General features: G+C 46.1%; 22 protein-coding genes and 2 pseudogenes. 22 read left to right on the top strand and 2 right to left on the bottom strand.

Features of this window, described 5'->3' with window-relative positions; translation table 11 throughout:
* The first annotated feature begins 1 nt into the window (after window position 1).
* From NT010_11850 to NT010_11780, 15 genes and pseudogenes are all read left to right on the top strand, one after another.
* Window positions 2–238, top strand: a complete 237-nt coding sequence (locus NT010_11850) for a YMGG-like glycine zipper-containing protein (protein ID MCX5806734.1) — start codon at window positions 2–4, stop codon at window positions 236–238.
* Between the two features lie 135 nt (window positions 239–373).
* A complete protein-coding gene (locus tag NT010_11845) occupies window positions 374–919 on the top strand; it encodes an OmpA family protein (GenBank protein ID MCX5806733.1) in 546 nt (181 codons plus the stop codon).
* A 98-nt stretch (window positions 920–1,017) separates the two neighbouring features.
* Window positions 1,018–1,911, top strand: coding sequence for a cell wall-binding protein (locus tag NT010_11840; GenBank protein MCX5806732.1), 894 nt, complete (start codon window positions 1,018–1,020; stop codon window positions 1,909–1,911).
* 39 nt (window positions 1,912–1,950) lie between these two features.
* On the top strand, window positions 1,951–2,514 hold the full coding sequence (locus tag NT010_11835) for a hypothetical protein (protein ID MCX5806731.1): 564 nt from the start codon (window positions 1,951–1,953) through the stop codon (window positions 2,512–2,514).
* A gap of 98 nt (window positions 2,515–2,612) precedes the next feature.
* Window positions 2,613–3,368 carry a BON domain-containing protein gene (locus NT010_11830; protein MCX5806730.1) on the top strand — a complete coding sequence of 252 codons (756 nt, stop codon included), beginning with the start codon at window positions 2,613–2,615 and terminating at the stop codon, window positions 3,366–3,368.
* Window positions 3,369–3,427: 59 nt separating this feature from the next.
* On the top strand, window positions 3,428–3,574 hold the full coding sequence (locus NT010_11825) for a lmo0937 family membrane protein (GenBank protein ID MCX5806729.1): 147 nt from the start codon (window positions 3,428–3,430) through the stop codon (window positions 3,572–3,574).
* A 69-nt stretch (window positions 3,575–3,643) separates the two neighbouring features.
* Window positions 3,644–4,438, top strand: a complete 795-nt coding sequence (locus NT010_11820; protein ID MCX5806728.1) for a hypothetical protein — start codon at window positions 3,644–3,646, stop codon at window positions 4,436–4,438.
* 174 nt (window positions 4,439–4,612) lie between these two features.
* Window positions 4,613–4,760 (top strand): annotated as a pseudogene (locus tag NT010_11815) (lmo0937 family membrane protein).
* 45 nt (window positions 4,761–4,805) lie between these two features.
* Window positions 4,806–5,027, top strand: a complete 222-nt coding sequence (locus NT010_11810; protein ID MCX5806727.1) for a DUF3185 domain-containing protein — start codon at window positions 4,806–4,808, stop codon at window positions 5,025–5,027.
* Window positions 4,981–5,355 (top strand): coiled coil domain-containing protein, encoded by a 375-nt coding sequence (locus tag NT010_11805; GenBank protein MCX5806726.1) that lies wholly within the window; start codon window positions 4,981–4,983, stop codon window positions 5,353–5,355. Before NT010_11810 ends, NT010_11805 begins: the two co-directional genes overlap by 47 nt.
* A 32-nt stretch (window positions 5,356–5,387) precedes the next feature.
* The gene (locus NT010_11800; protein MCX5806725.1) at window positions 5,388–5,894 is read left to right on the top strand and encodes a hypothetical protein; all 507 of its coding nucleotides are present in this window, start codon (window positions 5,388–5,390) and stop codon (window positions 5,892–5,894) included.
* A gap of 79 nt (window positions 5,895–5,973) precedes the next feature.
* Window positions 5,974–6,921, top strand: coding sequence for a hypothetical protein (locus tag NT010_11795; protein ID MCX5806724.1), 948 nt, complete (start codon window positions 5,974–5,976; stop codon window positions 6,919–6,921).
* Window positions 6,912–7,115, top strand: a complete 204-nt coding sequence (locus NT010_11790; GenBank protein ID MCX5806723.1) for a hypothetical protein — start codon at window positions 6,912–6,914, stop codon at window positions 7,113–7,115. Before NT010_11795 ends, NT010_11790 begins: the two co-directional genes overlap by 10 nt.
* Window positions 7,116–7,146: 31 nt before the next feature.
* Window positions 7,147–7,539 carry an alpha amylase C-terminal domain-containing protein gene (locus NT010_11785; protein ID MCX5806722.1) on the top strand — a complete coding sequence of 131 codons (393 nt, stop codon included), beginning with the start codon at window positions 7,147–7,149 and terminating at the stop codon, window positions 7,537–7,539.
* Between the two features lie 5 nt (window positions 7,540–7,544).
* The gene (locus NT010_11780; protein ID MCX5806721.1) at window positions 7,545–8,399 is read left to right on the top strand and encodes a YihY/virulence factor BrkB family protein; all 855 of its coding nucleotides are present in this window, start codon (window positions 7,545–7,547) and stop codon (window positions 8,397–8,399) included.
* A gap of 224 nt (window positions 8,400–8,623) precedes the next feature.
* Here NT010_11780 and NT010_11775 read toward each other — a convergent pair whose 3' ends face one another.
* Together NT010_11775 and NT010_11770 are read right to left on the bottom strand one after the other, a co-directional pair.
* Window positions 8,624–9,079: a hypothetical protein gene (locus NT010_11775; protein MCX5806720.1), complete on the bottom strand. Its 456-nt coding sequence runs from the start codon at window positions 9,077–9,079 to the stop codon at window positions 8,624–8,626.
* 114 nt (window positions 9,080–9,193) lie between these two features.
* Window positions 9,194–9,634, bottom strand: coding sequence for a universal stress protein (locus NT010_11770; GenBank protein MCX5806719.1), 441 nt, complete (start codon window positions 9,632–9,634; stop codon window positions 9,194–9,196).
* 1,271 nt (window positions 9,635–10,905) lie between these two features.
* Here NT010_11770 and NT010_11765 point away from each other — a divergent pair.
* From NT010_11765 to NT010_11735, 7 genes and pseudogenes are all read left to right on the top strand, one after another.
* Window positions 10,906–11,445, top strand: a complete 540-nt coding sequence (locus tag NT010_11765) for a DUF1003 domain-containing protein (protein MCX5806718.1) — start codon at window positions 10,906–10,908, stop codon at window positions 11,443–11,445.
* Window positions 11,446–11,931: 486 nt separating this feature from the next.
* Entirely contained in the window at window positions 11,932–12,246 is a 315-nt protein-coding gene (locus tag NT010_11760) for a BON domain-containing protein (GenBank protein ID MCX5806717.1), read from the top strand.
* Between the two features lie 226 nt (window positions 12,247–12,472).
* The gene (locus tag NT010_11755; protein ID MCX5806716.1) at window positions 12,473–14,905 is read left to right on the top strand and encodes a hypothetical protein; all 2,433 of its coding nucleotides are present in this window, start codon (window positions 12,473–12,475) and stop codon (window positions 14,903–14,905) included.
* Window positions 14,906–14,939: 34 nt separating this feature from the next.
* Entirely contained in the window at window positions 14,940–15,893 is a 954-nt protein-coding gene (locus NT010_11750) for a hypothetical protein (protein MCX5806715.1), read from the top strand.
* Between the two features lie 142 nt (window positions 15,894–16,035).
* Window positions 16,036–17,766, top strand: coding sequence for a DUF3943 domain-containing protein (locus tag NT010_11745; GenBank protein ID MCX5806714.1), 1,731 nt, complete (start codon window positions 16,036–16,038; stop codon window positions 17,764–17,766).
* Window positions 17,767–17,800: 34 nt separating this feature from the next.
* Window positions 17,801–18,178 carry a DUF5329 family protein gene (locus NT010_11740; protein MCX5806713.1) on the top strand — a complete coding sequence of 126 codons (378 nt, stop codon included), beginning with the start codon at window positions 17,801–17,803 and terminating at the stop codon, window positions 18,176–18,178.
* 264 nt (window positions 18,179–18,442) lie between these two features.
* Window positions 18,443–18,757 (top strand): annotated as a pseudogene (locus tag NT010_11735) (BON domain-containing protein).
* Window positions 18,758–18,905: the final 148 nt, after the last annotated feature.

Genomic DNA, 18,905 nt, shown 5'->3' with positions numbered 1-18,905 from the left:
GATGAAACGTATCGTGATTATTGTTGTTATGCTTGCATTTGTTTTTACCTTTGTCGGATGTGCAGGAATGAGTAGAACACAACAGACTACTCTGAGCGGGGCTGGTATTGGTGCTGTCGGCGGCGGTGTACTTGGAGCATTGGTTGGAGGAAATCCTCTTGTTGGAGCAGCCATTGGTGCCGGTGTAGGTGGGGCCGCAGGTTACGTAGTCGGCGAGAGCGGTGGGCACCGCCGGTAAGGCTTGAGAACATAAGGGCGAACCCATGATGGATGGGCGCTCTATCTTTTAAAAGAGAAAACAAAACATTGTAAACTTCATCAACACCAGGGGCATATCCTAATTTGGATATGCCTACTAAAAAAAGGAGGATTTATGAAAGCAAAGTTGGTAGCTCTTTTAGTACTGATTGGCGTTACTGGATTATTCTTAGGTGGATGCGGATGTTTCGTGCAAAAACAAAGAGGTGAAGCTGTTGCTCCTGTGCCTAAGGCAGTTGTACTTGCATCTGAGCCAGCCGAGAAGGTAGTTGCACTTGCATCTGAGCCAGCCGAGAAGGTAGTTGTCCTTGCTTTTGAGGACATACATTTTGATTTCGACAAGTCCACGCTTAAACCGGAAGCGCAGACAATACTGAAAAGAAATATTGAGGTGCTGAAACAAAACCCGAAAGCTCAAGTCCGTATTGCAGGATATACTTCTGCATCCGGGACAGATGCTTACAACCAGAAATTGAGCGAAAGAAGGGCAAATGCCGTCAAGGGGTACCTTATTAACGAAGGGCTCATTTTATCGGACAGGCTTTCCATGATCGGATATGGCGAGAAAAATCCGGCAATGTATGAAGCTGCGCCTAAAGAGCTTTACTCAGAAGCAGCAAAGGCAAACATGAGAGTTCTTTTTGAAATTGTCGTGCAATAGGAGCACTGAGGTAAGAATCAGAAAAGGTAGTTTACGTAGAGGAAGTACAGTTGTGTGATTTAAGGTTCTATGGGTAAAAAAATAAAGGAGAAAATAAGATGAAAAAGATGTTTGTGCTACCAATAGTTATAATGGCAGTGTTTATACTCTTTGCTGGTTCAGGTATTGTGCAAGCGCAATGGCAATGGTCTGATACAGATAAATGGCCTATGTATGCTATCACGTATGGCAAAGGTATTATACTGACCTCGCCTGACAGTGAAACCTGGACTATAAGGCATTCCGGAACTCACGTGCCTCTTGCCGGCATGGCATTCGGCAATGAGACTTTTGTAGCAGTGGGCGCCCGCGGTACAATCGTGACCGGCCCAAGGGACGGTGTAACATGGACCATCCGGCAGTCAGGCATCACCAACGACCTCTGGGCCATTAAGTTTGCAAAGGGAATCTTTGTGGCGGTCGGTTCTGAGGGTGTGATCATTACGTCGCCAGACGGATACGTATGGACCAAAAGGATAAATTTGACCCCCTATGCCCTGAGAAATATCTCCTATGGCAAGGGCAATTTTGTCACCATTGGTGAAATGGGCAACATCTTCAATTCACCCGATGGTATCGCCTGGACACGTCGGGCCACGCAATATACCGACCACCTCTTCGGTCTTGCTTATGCGAATGAAACGTTTACAGCCGTAGGAGGAAACGGAAGAATCATGACATCATCCGATGGCGGGATAACATGGGTTCAGCGTTATTCGGGAACGACGGAGTATCTTTCAGCTGTTACATATGGTGATGGGAAATTTGTGGCCGTAGGCGCATATGGAACGATCGTGACTTCACCTGATTCATGGAACTGGACCACAGTAGGGTCAGGTTCGCAAAGCTGGCTCGGGGCAGTTGTTCGTTCGAATAATAGATTCATTGTTATCGGTACGGATGGAACGATATTGGCATCGCCTGACGGGATAAGCTGGGCACCAAAACTCTAAAGATTTAGGAAAAAAGTTCCAAAGATAGGAGAAAATAAAATGAGGAAGAATATCTTATTGACAGTACTAATAGTTTTTGGATTAGCTTTGTTTTCGGGTTGTGTCTCTATGCAAACGTGGCCGGATGATCAAAGGAATGCAGAGAACAAGATGGTTGTAATCCAGGAGAAGATTGGAGATGGGCTGAAAACCGGTGCGCTTACCCCCGATCAGTCCCAGATGTTTCTGACAACATTGAAGGGTATTCAAACAGACTATGATGCACTGAGAGACAGAAGCGTCGACCGGATTGAGTGGGAAAACATTCATGCAAGACTTGATGCGCTTGGAAATGATATTAACAGGGCGATGGGCCGAACCACAAGAATTGAAGAACCAAGGAATGGAGACAGGATTGTCGCGCTCCAAAGGAGAATTGATGATGGAAGGCTCAACGGACGTTTGCCTCTGACAGAGGGGCGAGAATTTCAATCCAGACTGGACAACATTCGGCATAATTATTTGCGGATGACGGATGGAGGCAGATACGCCGCGTATGACGAGAGAACAGATATTTCCCGCAGGCTTGATTCATTGGAAATGGATATCAATCGTTATCGGTAGACGTAATGTGCCGATTACCACCAGGGAAAACGCAAGGATTATGACATCACCCGGCGGGACAAACAGGTTACTAAAGTTCTAAAATATGGAGGAGTGTAATGAAAGTAATGTATCGTGTAGTCCTAATGGTGGCTGCTGTAGCTCTGTTAGCGATCAGCATGCCTGTGCATGCGTCCAAGGTAGATGACCGCATCGAATCATCAGCCAGGAAGTCGTATGTGTTCAAGACCTACCTCCAGGCTGATGATATTAAAATCAAGTCCATGGATGGCGTTGTTACCTTAACGGGAACTGTCTCAGAAGAATCCCATAAATCATTAGCCCGGGAAACTGTGGCAAACCTGGCCGGGGTTAAGAGTGTGGATAACAAACTGGAAGTCAAAGGGGAATCCCCTGCTGAGAACTCAGATCCATGGGTCACGATGAAGGTGAAAAGCGCGCTCTTGTTCCATCGCAGCGTGAGCGGTATCAAAACTGAAGTCAACGTGAAAGACGGAATCGTTACCTTACAAGGCGAAGCGACCAGCCAGGCACAAAAGGATCTGACAACCGAATACGCCAAGGATGTCGACGGGGTCAAAGATGTAAAAAATGATATGACAATAGCGAAAACTACTAAGAAAGAGCGAACAGTAGGCCAAAAGATTGATGATGTATCCATCACCGCCCAGGTCAAGATGATGCTGCTCTATCATCGCTCGACCAGCGCCCTCAATACCTCTGTTACCACAAAAAAGGGTGTGGTTACATTGACCGGCAAGGCTGGTAATGCAGCAGAAAAGGATCTGGCCACCAAACTCGTCAACGACGTAAATGGCGTGAAGAATGTGAAGAACCTTATGATCATCGAGTAAATAGAAATAGACTCCTGCGGGCGCGTCCGCGGATGTCTATTCTGTAAGGAGAAGATCACATGCTATGGACAATTGCTGTAATACTGATAATTCTGTGGGCGCTTGGGTTGTTGACCAGTTACACAATGGGAGGGTTCATTCACGCCATACTGGTGATTGCCATTATTGTTGTGGTGGTCGGCTTCATCCAGGGGCGACGAGGGTAGTGAAGAATCTCTCTAACAGGGCAGAGCATTTGAGAGCAAAATGTAATTATAGATAACGGAGGCAACAAAATGAAAAGGCTACTTCTTGGAACAGTACTTTTGGCACTGGCAATTGTAGTTCCTGTTCCAACGATTGCACAGGTAAATTTAAATGTTAATATTGGCTTGCCGCCACCAATGGTATTTCAAGCACCTCCAGATGTGATAGTAATGCCTGATACCAACAGTGTTTATGTTGTTCCCGGGATAGATTTAGACTTGTTTTTCTGGAATGGCTGGTGGTGGCGTCCATGGGAAGGCCGTTGGTATCGCTCACGTTATTATAACCGGGGCTGGGGTTATTATAAAAATGTTCCAAGTTTTTATTTCGATGTAGACCCAGGTTGGAGAGGATACTACAGAGACCACAATTGGAATGGGCACCAGTGGAATTATGAACGTATTCCTAACCAACGACTTCGACAGAACTGGAAGAGCTGGCATAATGATCGACATTGGGAAAAGCAAAAAGCTTGGGGCGTCCAGGGTTATCAACCTCGACCGCAACAACAGAGACAGGAACTGAGACAGCAAAGACAACAACAATATCAACAGAGACCTGAGGTTCAGCAACATCAGCAACAGAGGCAGCAACAACAAAAACAACCTCAAGGCAAAGTTCAGAAGCCAGGACAACAACCTCAGGAGAAAGATCAGCGACAAAGACAACAGTCTCAAGAGAAAGTTCAGCAGCCAGGACAACAGCCTCAGGAGAAAGTTCAGCGGCAAAGACAGGAACCTCAAGAGAAAGTTCAGCAGCAGCAACACTCTCAGCCTCAAGGGAAACCTGAAAGAGAGCGGGAAGAAAAACAGGATAGAAAGTAGAATAATGTAATCTGGTTACATTGGCCGATCAAGCCAGAAACGAAGCCAAATTGAATACGGCCACCAAATTTGTTACAACGTAAACGGGGTGAAGAACATGCGGAACCTTGTGAATATCGTGTAGTGCAAATATATTCACTGCAAGACAAGGAATATATTTGAAAGGAGAATCACATGTTATGGACGATTGTTTTAGTGCTGATAGTTCTGCGATTGTTCAGGTTAGCGACCGGTTACACGAGGAGGGTTCATTCACGTCATACCGGTAATAGCCGTTATTATTGTAAAATACGGTTTCATTCAGGGGCGACGAGGGCAATAAGGCAATCCCATTGTCCCATTTAAAGCTAAGGAAAAGGGGATTTAGATGAAACCAAAAATCATAATTGCGATCATACTGATCGCTCTGGGAATTGTGTTGTTAGCTTACCAAGGTATTACCTATACGACCAGAGAGAAAGTTGTTGATCTCGGTCCCATTCAGGTGACGGCTGAGAAAACTAAAACGTTGCCGCTGCCGCCTATTGTGGGGGCTATTGCGCTTGTGGGAGGTATCGTACTGCTGGTTCTTGGAAATAAAAAGGGCTGATGAGAAGAAATATATGTTTAATTGCGAGGAGCTTTTCATGACGGACAAACGAAAATCATATGAAAAAAAATTTGATGCACAGTTGAAGGAATGGAGTGCCGAGATCGCCCTGCTTAACTCCAAAGCTGACAAAGCCAAAGCCGAGGAGAAGATTGAGTATTACAAAATGATAGAAACCTTACAAGGTAAGCAAGATGCGGCCAGGATTAAGTTGCAGGAGTTAAGGACCGCTGGTGATGATGCGTGGGCAGACCTTAAGGCAGCCACAGAAAACGTTTGGACTGAAGTTAAGACTGCCTTCCAAGGCGCGGCCTCAAGGTTCAAATAGGGCAAGGGATGCTGATTGCCAAGGAGTTAGAAATGAAAAAATATATCTACAGGATTCTTGGGTTGTTTGTTATTCTTGGAGCAATACTGCTTCACGGGGGGATAAATAAGGCAGTCGCACAAGTACAAGTCACCGTCAATCTCGGCCCCCCGCCGATCGTAGTTGCCGAGCCCCCGGCGGTGGTCATGGTCCCCCGCTCACGGGTCTACTTCGTTCCCGACCCGAATATTGATGTATTCTTCTATAACGGTTACTGGTGGTCTCCACGCGGAAGCCATTGGTACCGTGCGAAGGCATACAATGGACCGTGGGGAACTGTGGATAGACGTTATGTTCCCGCCTCCGTGCACCGTGTCCCCAGGGATTACCGGGTAGTGTATGAGAAAGAAAAGCACATCCCATACGGACAGTGGAAGAAACAATGGAAGAACCAGGATAAAAAAGAGACGAAAATAGACAAAGAAGAGAGGAAAGAAGATAAAAGGGAGTACAAGCAAGAGCAAAAGCGGAACCGCGGACATGGCCAGGGCAAGGATTAGGATAATAGAAGAAGTTGGAGTATATAACAGATTTTAAATTTGAGTGAGAGATGATGAGCGTAAACGGAGGAGATAGCATATGCGCAGGACTTTTGTCGTATGTTTTTTCCTGGTAATTTCAATTTTATTATTTACCCGATGGTGCAATATTTTATATGGCAATGATTCATTGTCTGCAGGACGTGAATCACTTATCGATAAGTACCATCAGATTGAAACAAAGCTGGAGAAAAGTTCTTTTGGCATCCCGGTCTATTTAGAATCGTCTGTAGAACAGAATGCATCCCATGTCGATATCTACGGTATTGTTGAACATTCATTTACCATCGTACAGAATGTGCTTCGGGTTCCAACTAACTGGTGCGATATTGTTTTGCCGCATATTTATGTGAGAGCATGTTATTACAAGAAAGTAAACAATACATGGCTGCTCAATACATATAACTTCGATAAATTCTCCGAATCTCTTGATGACGCATATCAAATGAAATCAGAATATCGCGTCACCAAGTCGCAACCCGGATATTTTGATATTTCACTTGCTGCAAAAGAAGGTCCCTTTAATACAAAGGAACACCAATTTAAATTTGAGGCAGTGCCGCTTGACAAAGACAAAACCTTTATTCATTTACAGCATTATTTTGCATACAGCACCATAGGATATTATATTATGAAAATATTCGGGGGCAGCAAACCAGGTTTCAGTGTAATAGGTATGAATAGTGATGGTAGCCCTATTTATACGAATGGTCTGAGCGGGGGAGTCGAGCGTAACGCTGTGTGCTATTATTTTGCAATTCTGGCATACCTGGATACGCTTAAGACTCCTGCCGGGCAACGCTTTGAGAAACGAATCAGCCAATGGTATGATTTGGCAGCTCCATACAAAATACAGATTTTTGAAATAAAAAAGGAAGAATATATTACCGACAAGAGACAGGCCGATAAAGTCAGCAAAATTCTTCAGGAAGGCCAGACAAACAAAATAGAAAATAGAATAGGGAGGTATATTAAATCATGCCTTTAATTCAAGTAGTAGTAACCCTGGTCGTGGTTGGTGTTATTCTCTGGCTCATCAACCGATTTATACCAATGGCGGGCTCCATTAAATCGATCCTGAACGCTGTTGTGGTCATTGTCGTTGTGCTTTGGCTCCTGAGTGTTTTTGGGCTTATAGGTTCCCTCTCCAGGATCCACATAGGGAAATTACTGTCAGAATAAAGCGGGAAATGATTCGAATAAAGAGGAGAAAATGACAGAAAAAGTTCCCACAATGGTAAAACATTCCGGTATGGGGGCTATTCCCCATACAAATGGTGTTACCTTTCGTGTATGGGCGCCACATGCCGAAAATGTTTACTTGATAGGAACCTTCAATAGCTGGGATGAAAAAGGTGCAAACGACAGCGTGGTTATGGTGGTTAATATGACGAATCAAAGCCGCGATGCTTATATCATCGGTCTTTCAAGGAAAGGATTATGGAAAACACGATTTAACAGTGACTCCTACAACTATGACCCAAACTTCTACAATCATCCTGCACCTGACGTCGAAGCGAATGAAGAAGAATCCAATGAATTGCCCTGTTCAGGTGAAATAAGTATAGGGCCATACACAGTGGTGATTTTCTCGCAGGATGAATAGATTCGATGAGATTCAAACAATTCAAAAAGATTTTCATGAACTTTGGTCTCATCTGGCAGGCTTTAAAGAAATTCAATGGAGATAATGGCTTTTTCTTATCTTCGGGGATTGCTTTTAATATTCTCGTCAACTTGATTCCTTTTATCGTGGTGCTGCTGGCATTGGCTGGAGCTTATCTTTACAATGCGCAGGAAGTGCTGAATCATATTCGCGCTTATTTCAGGTATGTGATTCCAGCATTGGATCCAGATATTATGAAAAAACTTATCGACGTTATCCAGAACCGTCAGATTGTGGGAATCCTGGGATTTGTAAGTTTACTCTGGTTTTCCACATTTGTCTTTGGTTCTTTACGGATCGCTCTTAATATCGTTTTTCGCGTTGAGAAGAGTGGGGGAATTTTGCGTGGAATCGGCATTGATCTTCTGATGATTTATCTGGCGGGAACCCTTCTTCTTGTAAGCATGATTCTTAGCTCCGCTGTCACCTTCTTACAGAGTTACCAGGGACAGATTTCGGTAGCGATAGGACCGACGATTCAATGGATTCTGAAATACCTGCTCCCCTTTTTCCTCACTGTCGGCATGTTTTTTTTGATTTACAAAATAATCCCAAATAAAAAGGTTCACTTCAAGTCCTCCCTTCAGGCAGCATTCTTTACCGGCCTGCTCTGGGAAATAGCCAAACATCTTTTCACCTGGTATGTTGTCCATCTTGCCAGGTACTCCTTTTTTTATGGTTCATTAAGTACCCTTGCCATTTTAGTTTTGTGGGTCTATTATTCTTCGACGATTCTTGTTGTGGGTGGGGAGTTTGCATATTTTCTGGAAGAAGATCGAAAAAGATCGACGGTATTATAATGTCCAAAAAAATCTCCATTTTTCAGATTCATAAAAATCTGTCTGTTTAAGGTTTCTGCACATGCGACCGTATATGAATATCGCGCTGAGGCACAGGGATAGTTATCCCCTGCTCACGCAGAGATTTCTCAATGTCTATATGAAGTTCATGAATAATAGTGAGACGATCTGACAATTGTTTTGCAAAAGCAAAGACTGTAAAAGTCAGTGAATTCTCTCCAAAATCAAGTAGGCTGACCTGAGGCTCCGGTTTTTGAAGCACAAGAGGGATGACCATTTTTCGAAATGACCTTTGGTTTTGCATCCATTTTCTGCAGAAGGCGGTTTATTTTTTCTTCTTCTACGGGGGCCGACTTCAGTGATTGTAAATAGAAGAGCGTATAAGATTCATAGGCCGCTGCCATCTCAAGTGAATTATTGGCCTGTCGATATTGACTGAGGAGCTTGTTTCTCAGTCCCTGTTCCAACTCTTTGTCGCCTTCTATTTCTTTAATTTTTTCCTTTATCTTTTCAGAACTAAGCATAAGAGATGTAACAGATACATGTGCGGACGCCGTCAGGCCTGTTTTCTGTGCATAAACAAAGGGAATGATGCAAAGAAGAATAAACGTTATGAAGGAAAAAACAGCAAGGGTCTTTTTCCAGAGTGATTTTAAATAATTAGCGGTTAATGATTTCATAGTTTTATCAATATTAAGTAAACATCAGAGGAAAAAAGGCTATCCTGCGGGCACCTCTACTCTAATATTGCTATTGCGGGCTCCATGTATGCCAAACTGCTTCCCTACCTATGGTTACGTCTCCCTACTGATGACAAGCAACGGCACGCCGGCATGCCTGATAACATTTTCAGAGACAGAGCCCATAAGCATTTCTGCTATGTTTGAGCGGCCATGGGAACCCAGCACGATGATTGAGGCCTTTTCCTTCGCGGCCGTATCCATTATCACCTTGAAGGGATTGCCCGTCCTTACTTCCAGTCTTACACGGAATCCCTCCGACGTTAAAGCTGTCTCGACGGCAGTCATCTCCGACGACACCTCCTTGTCAAGAGTCTCCATTATCCGGAGGTACTGGTCGGGAGCCCTGGAGGAGAGGACGGTTAATTCCTTTTCGTCAATTACATGGAGGGCGATGACTTCCTGCGCCCCTGCGCCCTTAAGTTGGGTGATATATTCCATAGCCTTCCTGGCCACATCGGAAAAATCGGTGGGGAAAAGGATCTTTTTAAACATGATTAGTTACCTCCCGGAACTTGAATATAGTGCTTAAATCCGAAGTAGTCAAGACACATGAGGCAAGATGTATCCATAATGTTTTGGGCCAGCCTCTGTTTCTTGAGTGGTTCACACTTTTGTCTTGAGTATAAAGGTGCAATCAGCCGTTCGGGGGGGGCAGAGGGAACCCTTGAGGGGAAAATTGATATTTGGAAAGAATTTAGAGAAGACAACGCCTCTACGCCTTCACTTTTTTGCTTCTCGGTGAACTCTCGAAATAATTCCTCATCTTTCTCTTATTTTTCCATAGCAGGCAGGCCACCATATCCTCTTCAATCCCTGTAGCAAAAAAGATTACAGCATAATTGTTGATTCTGCGACAGACATTAGAGGCTTTCTGTTATACAGTAATTTCTGTATTTTGCGTTGTACAGATATGGAAAACATATCATGAAGGCAGCTCCTCTGTCGGATATGAATTGCCTGAACAGATATAACACTGTAAAGGGAATTTAAGAAATGAAACCAGTTCCCCTATTGTTCGGAAAGGACACCCATCGGGTCCTATTTCATCAGCGGAGAAGAGGAATCCCCCCATCTCTTCTCCGCTTCTCTAATTAGTGTCCATCCGGAAATTCCGGACGAGAAACTAATTAACAGAGCAAGTAGATCCCTGGCAGCGTATTTCATTTATCAGCGAGGGGAATACCCAAAACATTTAGGATGAAAGTGATGTCAGGCAGGTGTGCATCATTATGTTATGAGGGGTTTTCTAAAGATTGTATTATTTTGATGATAGAAAAAACGATGGAGTACACTTGTACTATTACATTGTTAAATCGTCCCATAAACTTTGTAAGAAGATGCCGCTAACGGAATCAATGGAGCTACGTCCGTGCCTATTCCTTTGCTCAATATCAAACCGATAGAAGATCTCCACGCCATGCCTATCACGGAGTCTACACAAAGCTGGGGGCAAGACCTGAGGGACGCACTGAAGCGTGCTGTAGGTAAAAGTTTTCGTGCCCTTATTTATAGCAATGTTATGCCCTCACCCGGAATCCGGTAGGTGAGAGTAATGAGGGCTATGGCTTCCTGAAAAGCTGCGGAACTTGTATGAATTCACAATACAATGTTATAAATGAAAACAGAGACACAGCCATTTCACGAGCGGCTGTTGTAAATTAATGGAGGGAATATTGAGAAAATCAAATGAGCAAAATAAGCCAATTTCTGAGAATGTGAAAAAGGTAAAACAAGCCGAGAAAGCGAGCCAGAAGGAACACGAGATCGCGGAACAACTGTTTCACTCGAAATGCGAAGACTTAGGCGAACAAGAAAGGAATGTTGCACGCCACCTTGCCTCAAGGACTCATATTGCAAGGAACACGTCTCAAGAGTTTGCCGACCAATTGACATTTGGCCAGCAACTCGCGGATCGTGTAGCGGCTTTCGGCGGCTCCTGGATCTTCATCTCACTGTTCGGGACCGTACTTTTCCTTTGGATTGCGCTCAACTGGTTCCTTCTTCTCAAATTTAACACCACTTTCGATCCTTATCCTTATATTCTCTTAAATCTTGTCCTGTCAATGTTGGCTGCTATTCAGGCACCGGTAATACTGATGTCCCAGAACAGGCAAGCCCATAGGGATCGCCTGGCTGCCGAACACGACTATGAGGTAAATCTAAAGTCAGAACTCGAAATAATGATGCTCCACGATAAAGTAGATGGACTCAGAGAGAAACAGTGGAGCGAACTAATCGCAATTCAGCAGGAACAGCTCAAACTCCTGGGACAGCTTATTGATGGTTTGAAGAACCGTAAATGAGCCCCTTTCGTAAAGGAGATTATTCAAAGGCCTTATATCATTAATAATCTTGTCTACGGTTTTCAAAGTATGACCAACGATTCCTTTAGCATGTCACCGCCTCTGGCGGTTGTAATTTACTTTATCTTTGCGGCTTTAGTTATCAATGCGAAATTTTAAATGAATTCAAACCATAACTCTGTCACAAAAAAGATGACAACATAATTGTTGGTTCTGCGACAGACAGGAATAAGTGCTTCTGGTATCGTACTGTATATGGTTTTCCTGGTGCAATTGATAAAGGCTTGTTGTGATCGTGGAATCGCCCGGTTAAAACCTTTGTTCTCACAGAAAGAAAGACAGAGCATTAGTCCCATTCAGGAGCATGATCTTTATGTAATGGACTTGCTGCGATATCTCCAAGACCGGAGAAGGGATTGAACATAACAGGATGTGGCAATGTTATACAAATTTACCACCAAACTTATCACAAGGAGGAGCACCGCTATGAAAAAAAGAAATATCCTTATCAGTTATCTGGTCATGCTTATGCTGATCGCCACCTTTGTTGCCTGCGCATCGACACCTAAACAGGAAAGTACGGGTGAATTCGTTGACGACTCGGTTATCACGACGAAAATAAAAACATTACTTGCAAACGATGACTTTCTTAAGTCATTCAAGATCAGCGTTGAAACTCGCAAGGGTGTTGTCCAACTAAGCGGCTTTGTTGATTCTCAAAACGCTGTTAACAAAGCGGACCAAATAGCAAGGGGCGTCGGTGGGGTCAAATCCGTCATGAATAATCTGGCCGTGAAGTGAACAATCCCACAGACTGTTATCTTTCCAGAAATGGAGCATGGTAGTCACATGATGATTGAGGACCTTAAAGACAGAGCCACGGCTCTGTCTTTAAGGTTTCTATGTTATGGCCTGAGAAATGAACTACCATGGGGCAATCAGCCAAGGGACTTGTAAAGATTTTTCACTAAATGCAATGTTTTAGTCAACATAAGAAACCGGCAGAGTTATTAGAAGAGGAGAAATAATGAAGAGATGGGTTGAATTGATGATCTGTTTGTTTTTTGCAATCGTGGCGATAGTTCCTTCAGCTCTGGCCGCAGATGCACCGGCAGTAGTGGTTGGTCGCATATATACTATCGAAGGAGATCTGCTCCGTTATGTTCCCGAGGAGAAAGACTGGGTAGCTGCAGTTAGGGATGCACCTTTTAGTACAGGGGATACCCTTTACACGGGAAATGAGGGCATGGCCGAGCTTGTTGTCCCCAACGGGACCTGGATCAGGATTGGAGACAACACTCAGATTCAGTTTATTGCCCTTGACACGGATGTGGCCGAAATGGATGTAGCTTCGGGCATGGCCCGTTTCTATAACAAAGGATCCGATACAGTCATCAAAACAACAAGCCCCTTCGGGTATGTCCTGGCCTATCCCGGAGCGATTTTTGATTTCTATGTGGGCGAAAACTCTGCGGAAGCTGTGTCAGTAAAAGGAAAGATTACCTTTGTACACGCTGCAACCAATTCCAGGTATGAAATATCTCCAGGGAACCCTTCAATCCTTGCCGACCAGAACCAGGTAACTTCAGAGGGTGGCGGTATTGATCCCAACTGGGATGCATGGAATAATACCCGGGAAAACTTCTGGGCATCAAAGGCCAGGATGGGAGGGAAATCGGTCGGATATCTTCCACCAGGCCTCCAACCTGAAGCATATGTCCTTGAAGAGAACGGGAGATGGGAGAATATTCCCTATGAGGGCAGAGATCGCAGGTTCTGGCGGCCTACGACCGTGAGTGCGGGATGGTCGCCCTTCACAGCAGGGCGCTGGACTGATTGGGACGGGGATCAAACATGGATTCCGGAAGAACCCTTCGGTTATGTTACCCACCATTACGGCAACTGGATTTACACCCGGAATCACTGGTATTGGGCTCCGCCTGTGGTGAGCATGCGCGTCGGTCTTCCTCTTCTCGACATTGGCTTATTCTGGAGTCCCGGAAGAGTTTCATGGATTCACAGTGGAGTTTATGTGGGGTGGGTGCCTCTGGCGCCGCGCGAGACCTATTACAGTCACCGCAACTGGGGAGGTCCTCATGAGGTGGTCGTAACCAATGTCAATCTTGTGCAATTAAACATTAATATCCGGAATTATGCTTATGCAAACCGTGCCATCGTGGTCCCTCAGAACGATTTTTACCGTGTGAACAATTACAGGAATGTAAGAGCGACCAATATAAACTCCAATACCATCATCAACAACTACCGTGCAGCTCCGGTCATCAATAACACCGTGATGAACAATTACACGACAAACAAACAGCGGTTTAACTATACCAACGCCACGGTGAAGGAAAAGCCTCACAATACCGTGGTAAATCGAATCAAGCAGAATGAGGCAACAATTCAGAGTAGCAAGAAAGAAAATGCTGGCGTGGTCCAACAACAGGTAAAGAGAATCGGGGAGGGCAAGGTTAACCGTGAGGCCCGGATTGAACCCCCTAAGACCACGAACTATATCGTACCAGCCAATCAAGTGAATCAGCCCAAATCGGAAATAAAGTTCCAGCAGAGGGAGATTAAAGGTGCCGGAAGGGGAACCTCCAAAGTCCAGCCTGCTCAGGTTGTTGTACCTCAGTATGTGGCGCTGGCAAGGCCAGGTCAAAAGAGACAGGTTGTAGTGCCTCAGCACACAGCACCGGCACAACCTGAACACCCGAGTCAAACTGTGGTGCCAGAACACACGGCACTGGCAAGACCTGGTCAGATAGGCAAGGTTGTCATACCCGAACATGCGACTCCGGTAAAACAGGGTCAGAAGGAACGTCCAGGTCAGGTTGTCGTGCCTCAGCACACAGCACCGGCACAACCGGGTCAAACAGCTACGGTTGTAATACCTGAACACGTATTACCGGCAAGATCGAGCCAAGCCGGGCCTCCCGGTCAGGTCGTTGTGCCTCAGCACGTGGCACCGGCAAAGCCAGGTCAAGCGAGACAGGTTGTCGTGCCTCAGCACACAGCACCGGCACAACCCGAACATCCGGGTCAGGCCGTGGTGCCCGAACATGTAGCACCGGCAAAACAGGGTCAGATAGGCCAGGTTGTCATACCCGAACATGCGACACCTGTAAAACAGGGTCAGAAGGAACGTCCCGGTCAGGTTGTCGTGCCTCAGCACACAGCACCGGCACAACCGGGTCAGCCCAAAAAAATTGTAATCCCTGAGCATGTGGCACCTGTGAAACCGGTTCAACAACCGGAACACGTAACACCGGCAAAACCCGAACAACAACCACCTAAACAGGCTACGCCCGTAAAACCGAGTGAGAAAGACAAGCCCGCTGCAAAAACGGAACAGAAGGATGATGCTGCTGTAAAATCTGATAGTGTTGCTCCGGCAAGGCCTGGTCAGAAGGATAAGTCTCAAGTCGGGCCCGGACAGCAGGAGAAGCCTCGATGATTCATCCTACCCTAAAATATTTTAAGAGGTGGACATGAAGAAGATTATTTTTGCACTACTGTTTGTCATTCTGGCGCACCCCGCCATGGCTCAGGAGGTTTATGTCAACGCCGGGGTTACGCAGGACGTCAAAACAGGCACTGCAGCAATGCAGTGGTCGGTCACTTACCGGCAGGCCCTCGGAGAACACACCGCATTTAGCTTTTCCTATATAAACGAGGGTCACCAACCGAACCACTATCGCGATGGCCTTGCTGCCCAAATTTGGGGGCGTACAACAATACTTGATCCACGTTTGTCCTTAGCCCTTGGCGTCGGGCCCTTTGCGTATGCCGATACAAAGGTCACCGCTGTGAGAGATATCTACGAGGACGCCCACGGCTTTGGGATCATCTCCAGCGCGACCGCCACATGGCTGGGGCTAAGCCCTTTTTTGCTCCAGGTGCGTCTCAACTACATTGCGACCCAACATAGCTTCGACACCCTATCGGCTACCTTCGGGATCGGCTATCTGCTTGATGCCAAGCCCTCACAGCCCAAACCAGCCCAGAGTGCGTGGAAGACTGACAATGAAATCACCCTTTTGCTTGGCCAAACGGTCCTGAACAGCACTAGGGGGGAGAAGGACACTGCCATGAGCGTCGAATACCGGCGCAAGCTTTTCCGCTATATGGACTGGACGGTCGCCTGGCTCAATGAAGGTGATACCCGCCCCATCGGCCGCTGGGGTGTTAACACTCAACTATGGGCTGTACGGGATTTCTTCAACGATCATCTGGTTCTTGGCATCGGCGCCGGTCCTTATTTTGCTCGTGACAAATACAGCGGTGATGATGGACAGAGAACTACAATAGCTGGAGACCTCAGTTTCATGGCTGCTTACCGGTTTCATCCATGCTTCGCGATACGCGCTGCCTTTAGCCGGATAATTACCGACTACAGCCGTGACACCGATGTATTTATGGGCGGGTTCAGTTACCGGTTTTGAAGGGAATTACCAGAATAACAAGAATTTATTTCAGCTAATTTAGCAAGCCCTGGGGATTACTCTATATTGTTAGGTTTGCTCCAAATCCAAATGCAATTTTAATTGTTTTCCGGATGCCGTTTTATAGGGAGGGAATAAAATCATGAAACGCCATAAAATAGTATTCAAAACAATTATTGCGATGATCTTCGCGTGCGGATTGATAGCTGTGAACAGTTGGGCCTTTGCCCAAGGCAGTATTGCGGGTTCCATAAGGGATTCCTCAAATAACAGGGGCATTGAAGGGGTGATCATCACAATAAGCGATGTGAGTACCGGTATGTTGGCAGGAACGGGTATTACTGATGCGTCGGGTAACTATTCGGTGGTCGTTCCATCACCGGGAAACTACATCCTCATTTCGTCAAAAACAGGATATGACAATATACTGACATCGGGCATGATTGAGCTTTCCGATATAACCCCTAATAGGAACATAAATATCGCTATGGCCAAGAAAGGATGGTTGAAGTACAAGCCCAAGATGCAGACACCAGTCTTGAATTGGGATACAGGGGCTGGCAAGAGCTACCTAATCCCGGCCCTCGAAATCCCGGCCTTCATTCTGGCCCTCAATGGGTACAACCGGATTGCCAGCCCCAATGAGGAACAGGATGGGAAAAAAGTCTACAGCGTGACCTGGTCCACCTTCCGGGACCACGTCGACCATGGCCCATGGGGGTTCGACCAGGACGCCTTCAAGGTAAATCAGCTATTGCATCCGTACCAGGGGTCCATCTACTACGGATTCGCGCGATCGGCCGGGCTCAATTTCTGGGAGTCGTCCGCCTATACCTTCGCGGGCAGTTTTCTTTGGGAAATGGGTGGTGAGACAACGTCGCCCTCCATCAATGACCAGATCGCCAGCGGTATTGCAGGAGCCTTTTTCGGGGAGCCGCTTTTCCGGATAGCCAGCCTGCTGCTCGAGAGCGGCTGCGAAAACCCGGGGTTCTGGCGTGAGCTGGGCGCTACACTGATATCGCCCCCTACCGGCTTTAACCGCCTTGTCTTCGGTGAACGTTTCACGCCTGTCTTCCCAAGCCATAATCCGGCCACTTTCTGGCGCTTGAGATTCGGTGCTTTTTTTACCGACCGCGTGAAAGACCAGGGCAGTCTGAGCCCCGTCGGCGGGACAGAGGGGACTATGGACTTCTCCATGGCCTATGGGCTTCCCGGGAAGCCGGGCTATGACTATACGCGCCCCTTTGATTACTTCCACTTTGAGGCCATGGCTACCAGCAATCCGGACAACCTCCTCGAGGATGTCATGATTCGTGGTCTACTCTTTGGAAAGAAATATGAAGCAGGCGAATCCTATAGAGGCGTATGGGGACTTTACGGCGGCTATGATTATATATCGCCGCAAATCTTCCGTGTCTCAAGCACGTCCGCCTCTCTCGGCACTACCTTTCAATGGTGGCTCACTCAAAAGGTGGCGCTCCAGGGCTCGGCACTTGGCGGCGTTGGCTACGGCGCAGCCGGCAACATCTCCGGATCAGGAGAACGGGACTACCACTACGGCATCGCTCCGCAGGGACTCCTTGCGCTCCGTCTCATCCTTGACGACAAGGCCATGCTTGACGCGACGGCTCGCGGGTACTATATCAGCGGCATGGGCTCCACCGAGACAGGAGGAAATGAGACCATCGGCCGCCTGAACATGGGGCTCACAGTTCGCATCTACGGCCGCCATGCTCTCGGAATCCATTACATGGCATCGGGTCGGGATGCGCACTATTCTGACCGGGCCGACAGTCGCCAGACAGCGGGGACATTCAGCCTCGTTTACACCTTACTCGGCGATACTAAATTCGGCGCTGTCGAGTGGCGCTGATGTCCTGTAAACTGGAGTTAACAGAGAAAAGAATATGAAGAGACAACTAATCATTGCGGTCATATTAATTATTCTTGCTTCTACCATGGTCCTTGCTGAAAATACGAGATCCTGGGAAAATACAAACGAGACAATTGAGTACCTGCTGGCTTTTGTTGCAAAATCCGATTATATCTTTATTCGGAATGGTCAATCTTACACTGGTAAGCAGGCCTCATCTCACATGAAAACTAAGCGTCAGTATTTCAAGAACCAGATTGCAACCCCCGAAGATTTTATCCAATTTGCTGCCACCAAAAGTCTTCAGACAGATCAACCATACATGGTCAGGACAAAAGAAGGGGAAGAATTACGCTGTGACGAGTGGATGAAAAAGGTTCTGAAAGAATACAGAAGATCCATGAAAGAATAACATGTCCTTCTGGGATTTCCGGTGATTTTCTCGCAGAATTGATAGGTTACAAATCCTTGTCGCAAAAAAGACGATATGCTTATTAATGAGAATACTACAAAATAATTGTTAATTCTGTGACAGACATGAGTCAGTGCTTCTGGTATCGTACTGTAGATGGCTTGCTGCGATATCTCCAGAGCCTGAGAAGGGATTAAACATAACAGGATGTGAGCAATGCCATACACATTCACCACCAAATTTATTACAAGGAGGATGACCACTATGAAAAAAAGAAATGTTTTTATCAGTTATTTGCTCATGCTTATGCTAATAACCACCTTTGTGGCCTGTGCATCTTCACCCAAATAGGAAAGTACAGGTGAATTCGTTGATGACTCGGTCATCACGACGAAGGTAAAATCACTACTTGCAAATGATGATTTTCTCAAGTCATTTCAAATCAGCGTTGAAACTCGCAAGGGCACCGTCCAACTGAGCGGCTTTGTGAATTCTCAGGATGCCTTAAACAAAGCGGATCAAATAGCAAGGGGTGTCGGAGGGGTAAAATCCGTAAGGAATAATCTGATCGTGAAGTAAACTACTATAAGACCTTTGCACGGTAATTTACCCTGAAATAGCTTGTAACTATATGATATATATGGTATATTGATGATTATCCCACTCCAAGGAGTCATCCTCATGACAGATAAATTCACCACGCCGAGCTTTGCTGATTATTTCGTCG

It is taken from the genome of Pseudomonadota bacterium (assembly GCA_026388275.1).
Classification (GTDB): domain Bacteria; phylum Desulfobacterota; class Syntrophorhabdia; order Syntrophorhabdales; family Syntrophorhabdaceae; genus JAPLKB01.
Note: the sequence above shows the minus strand (reverse complement) of the source record. Positions and strands in the feature narration are given on the sequence as shown.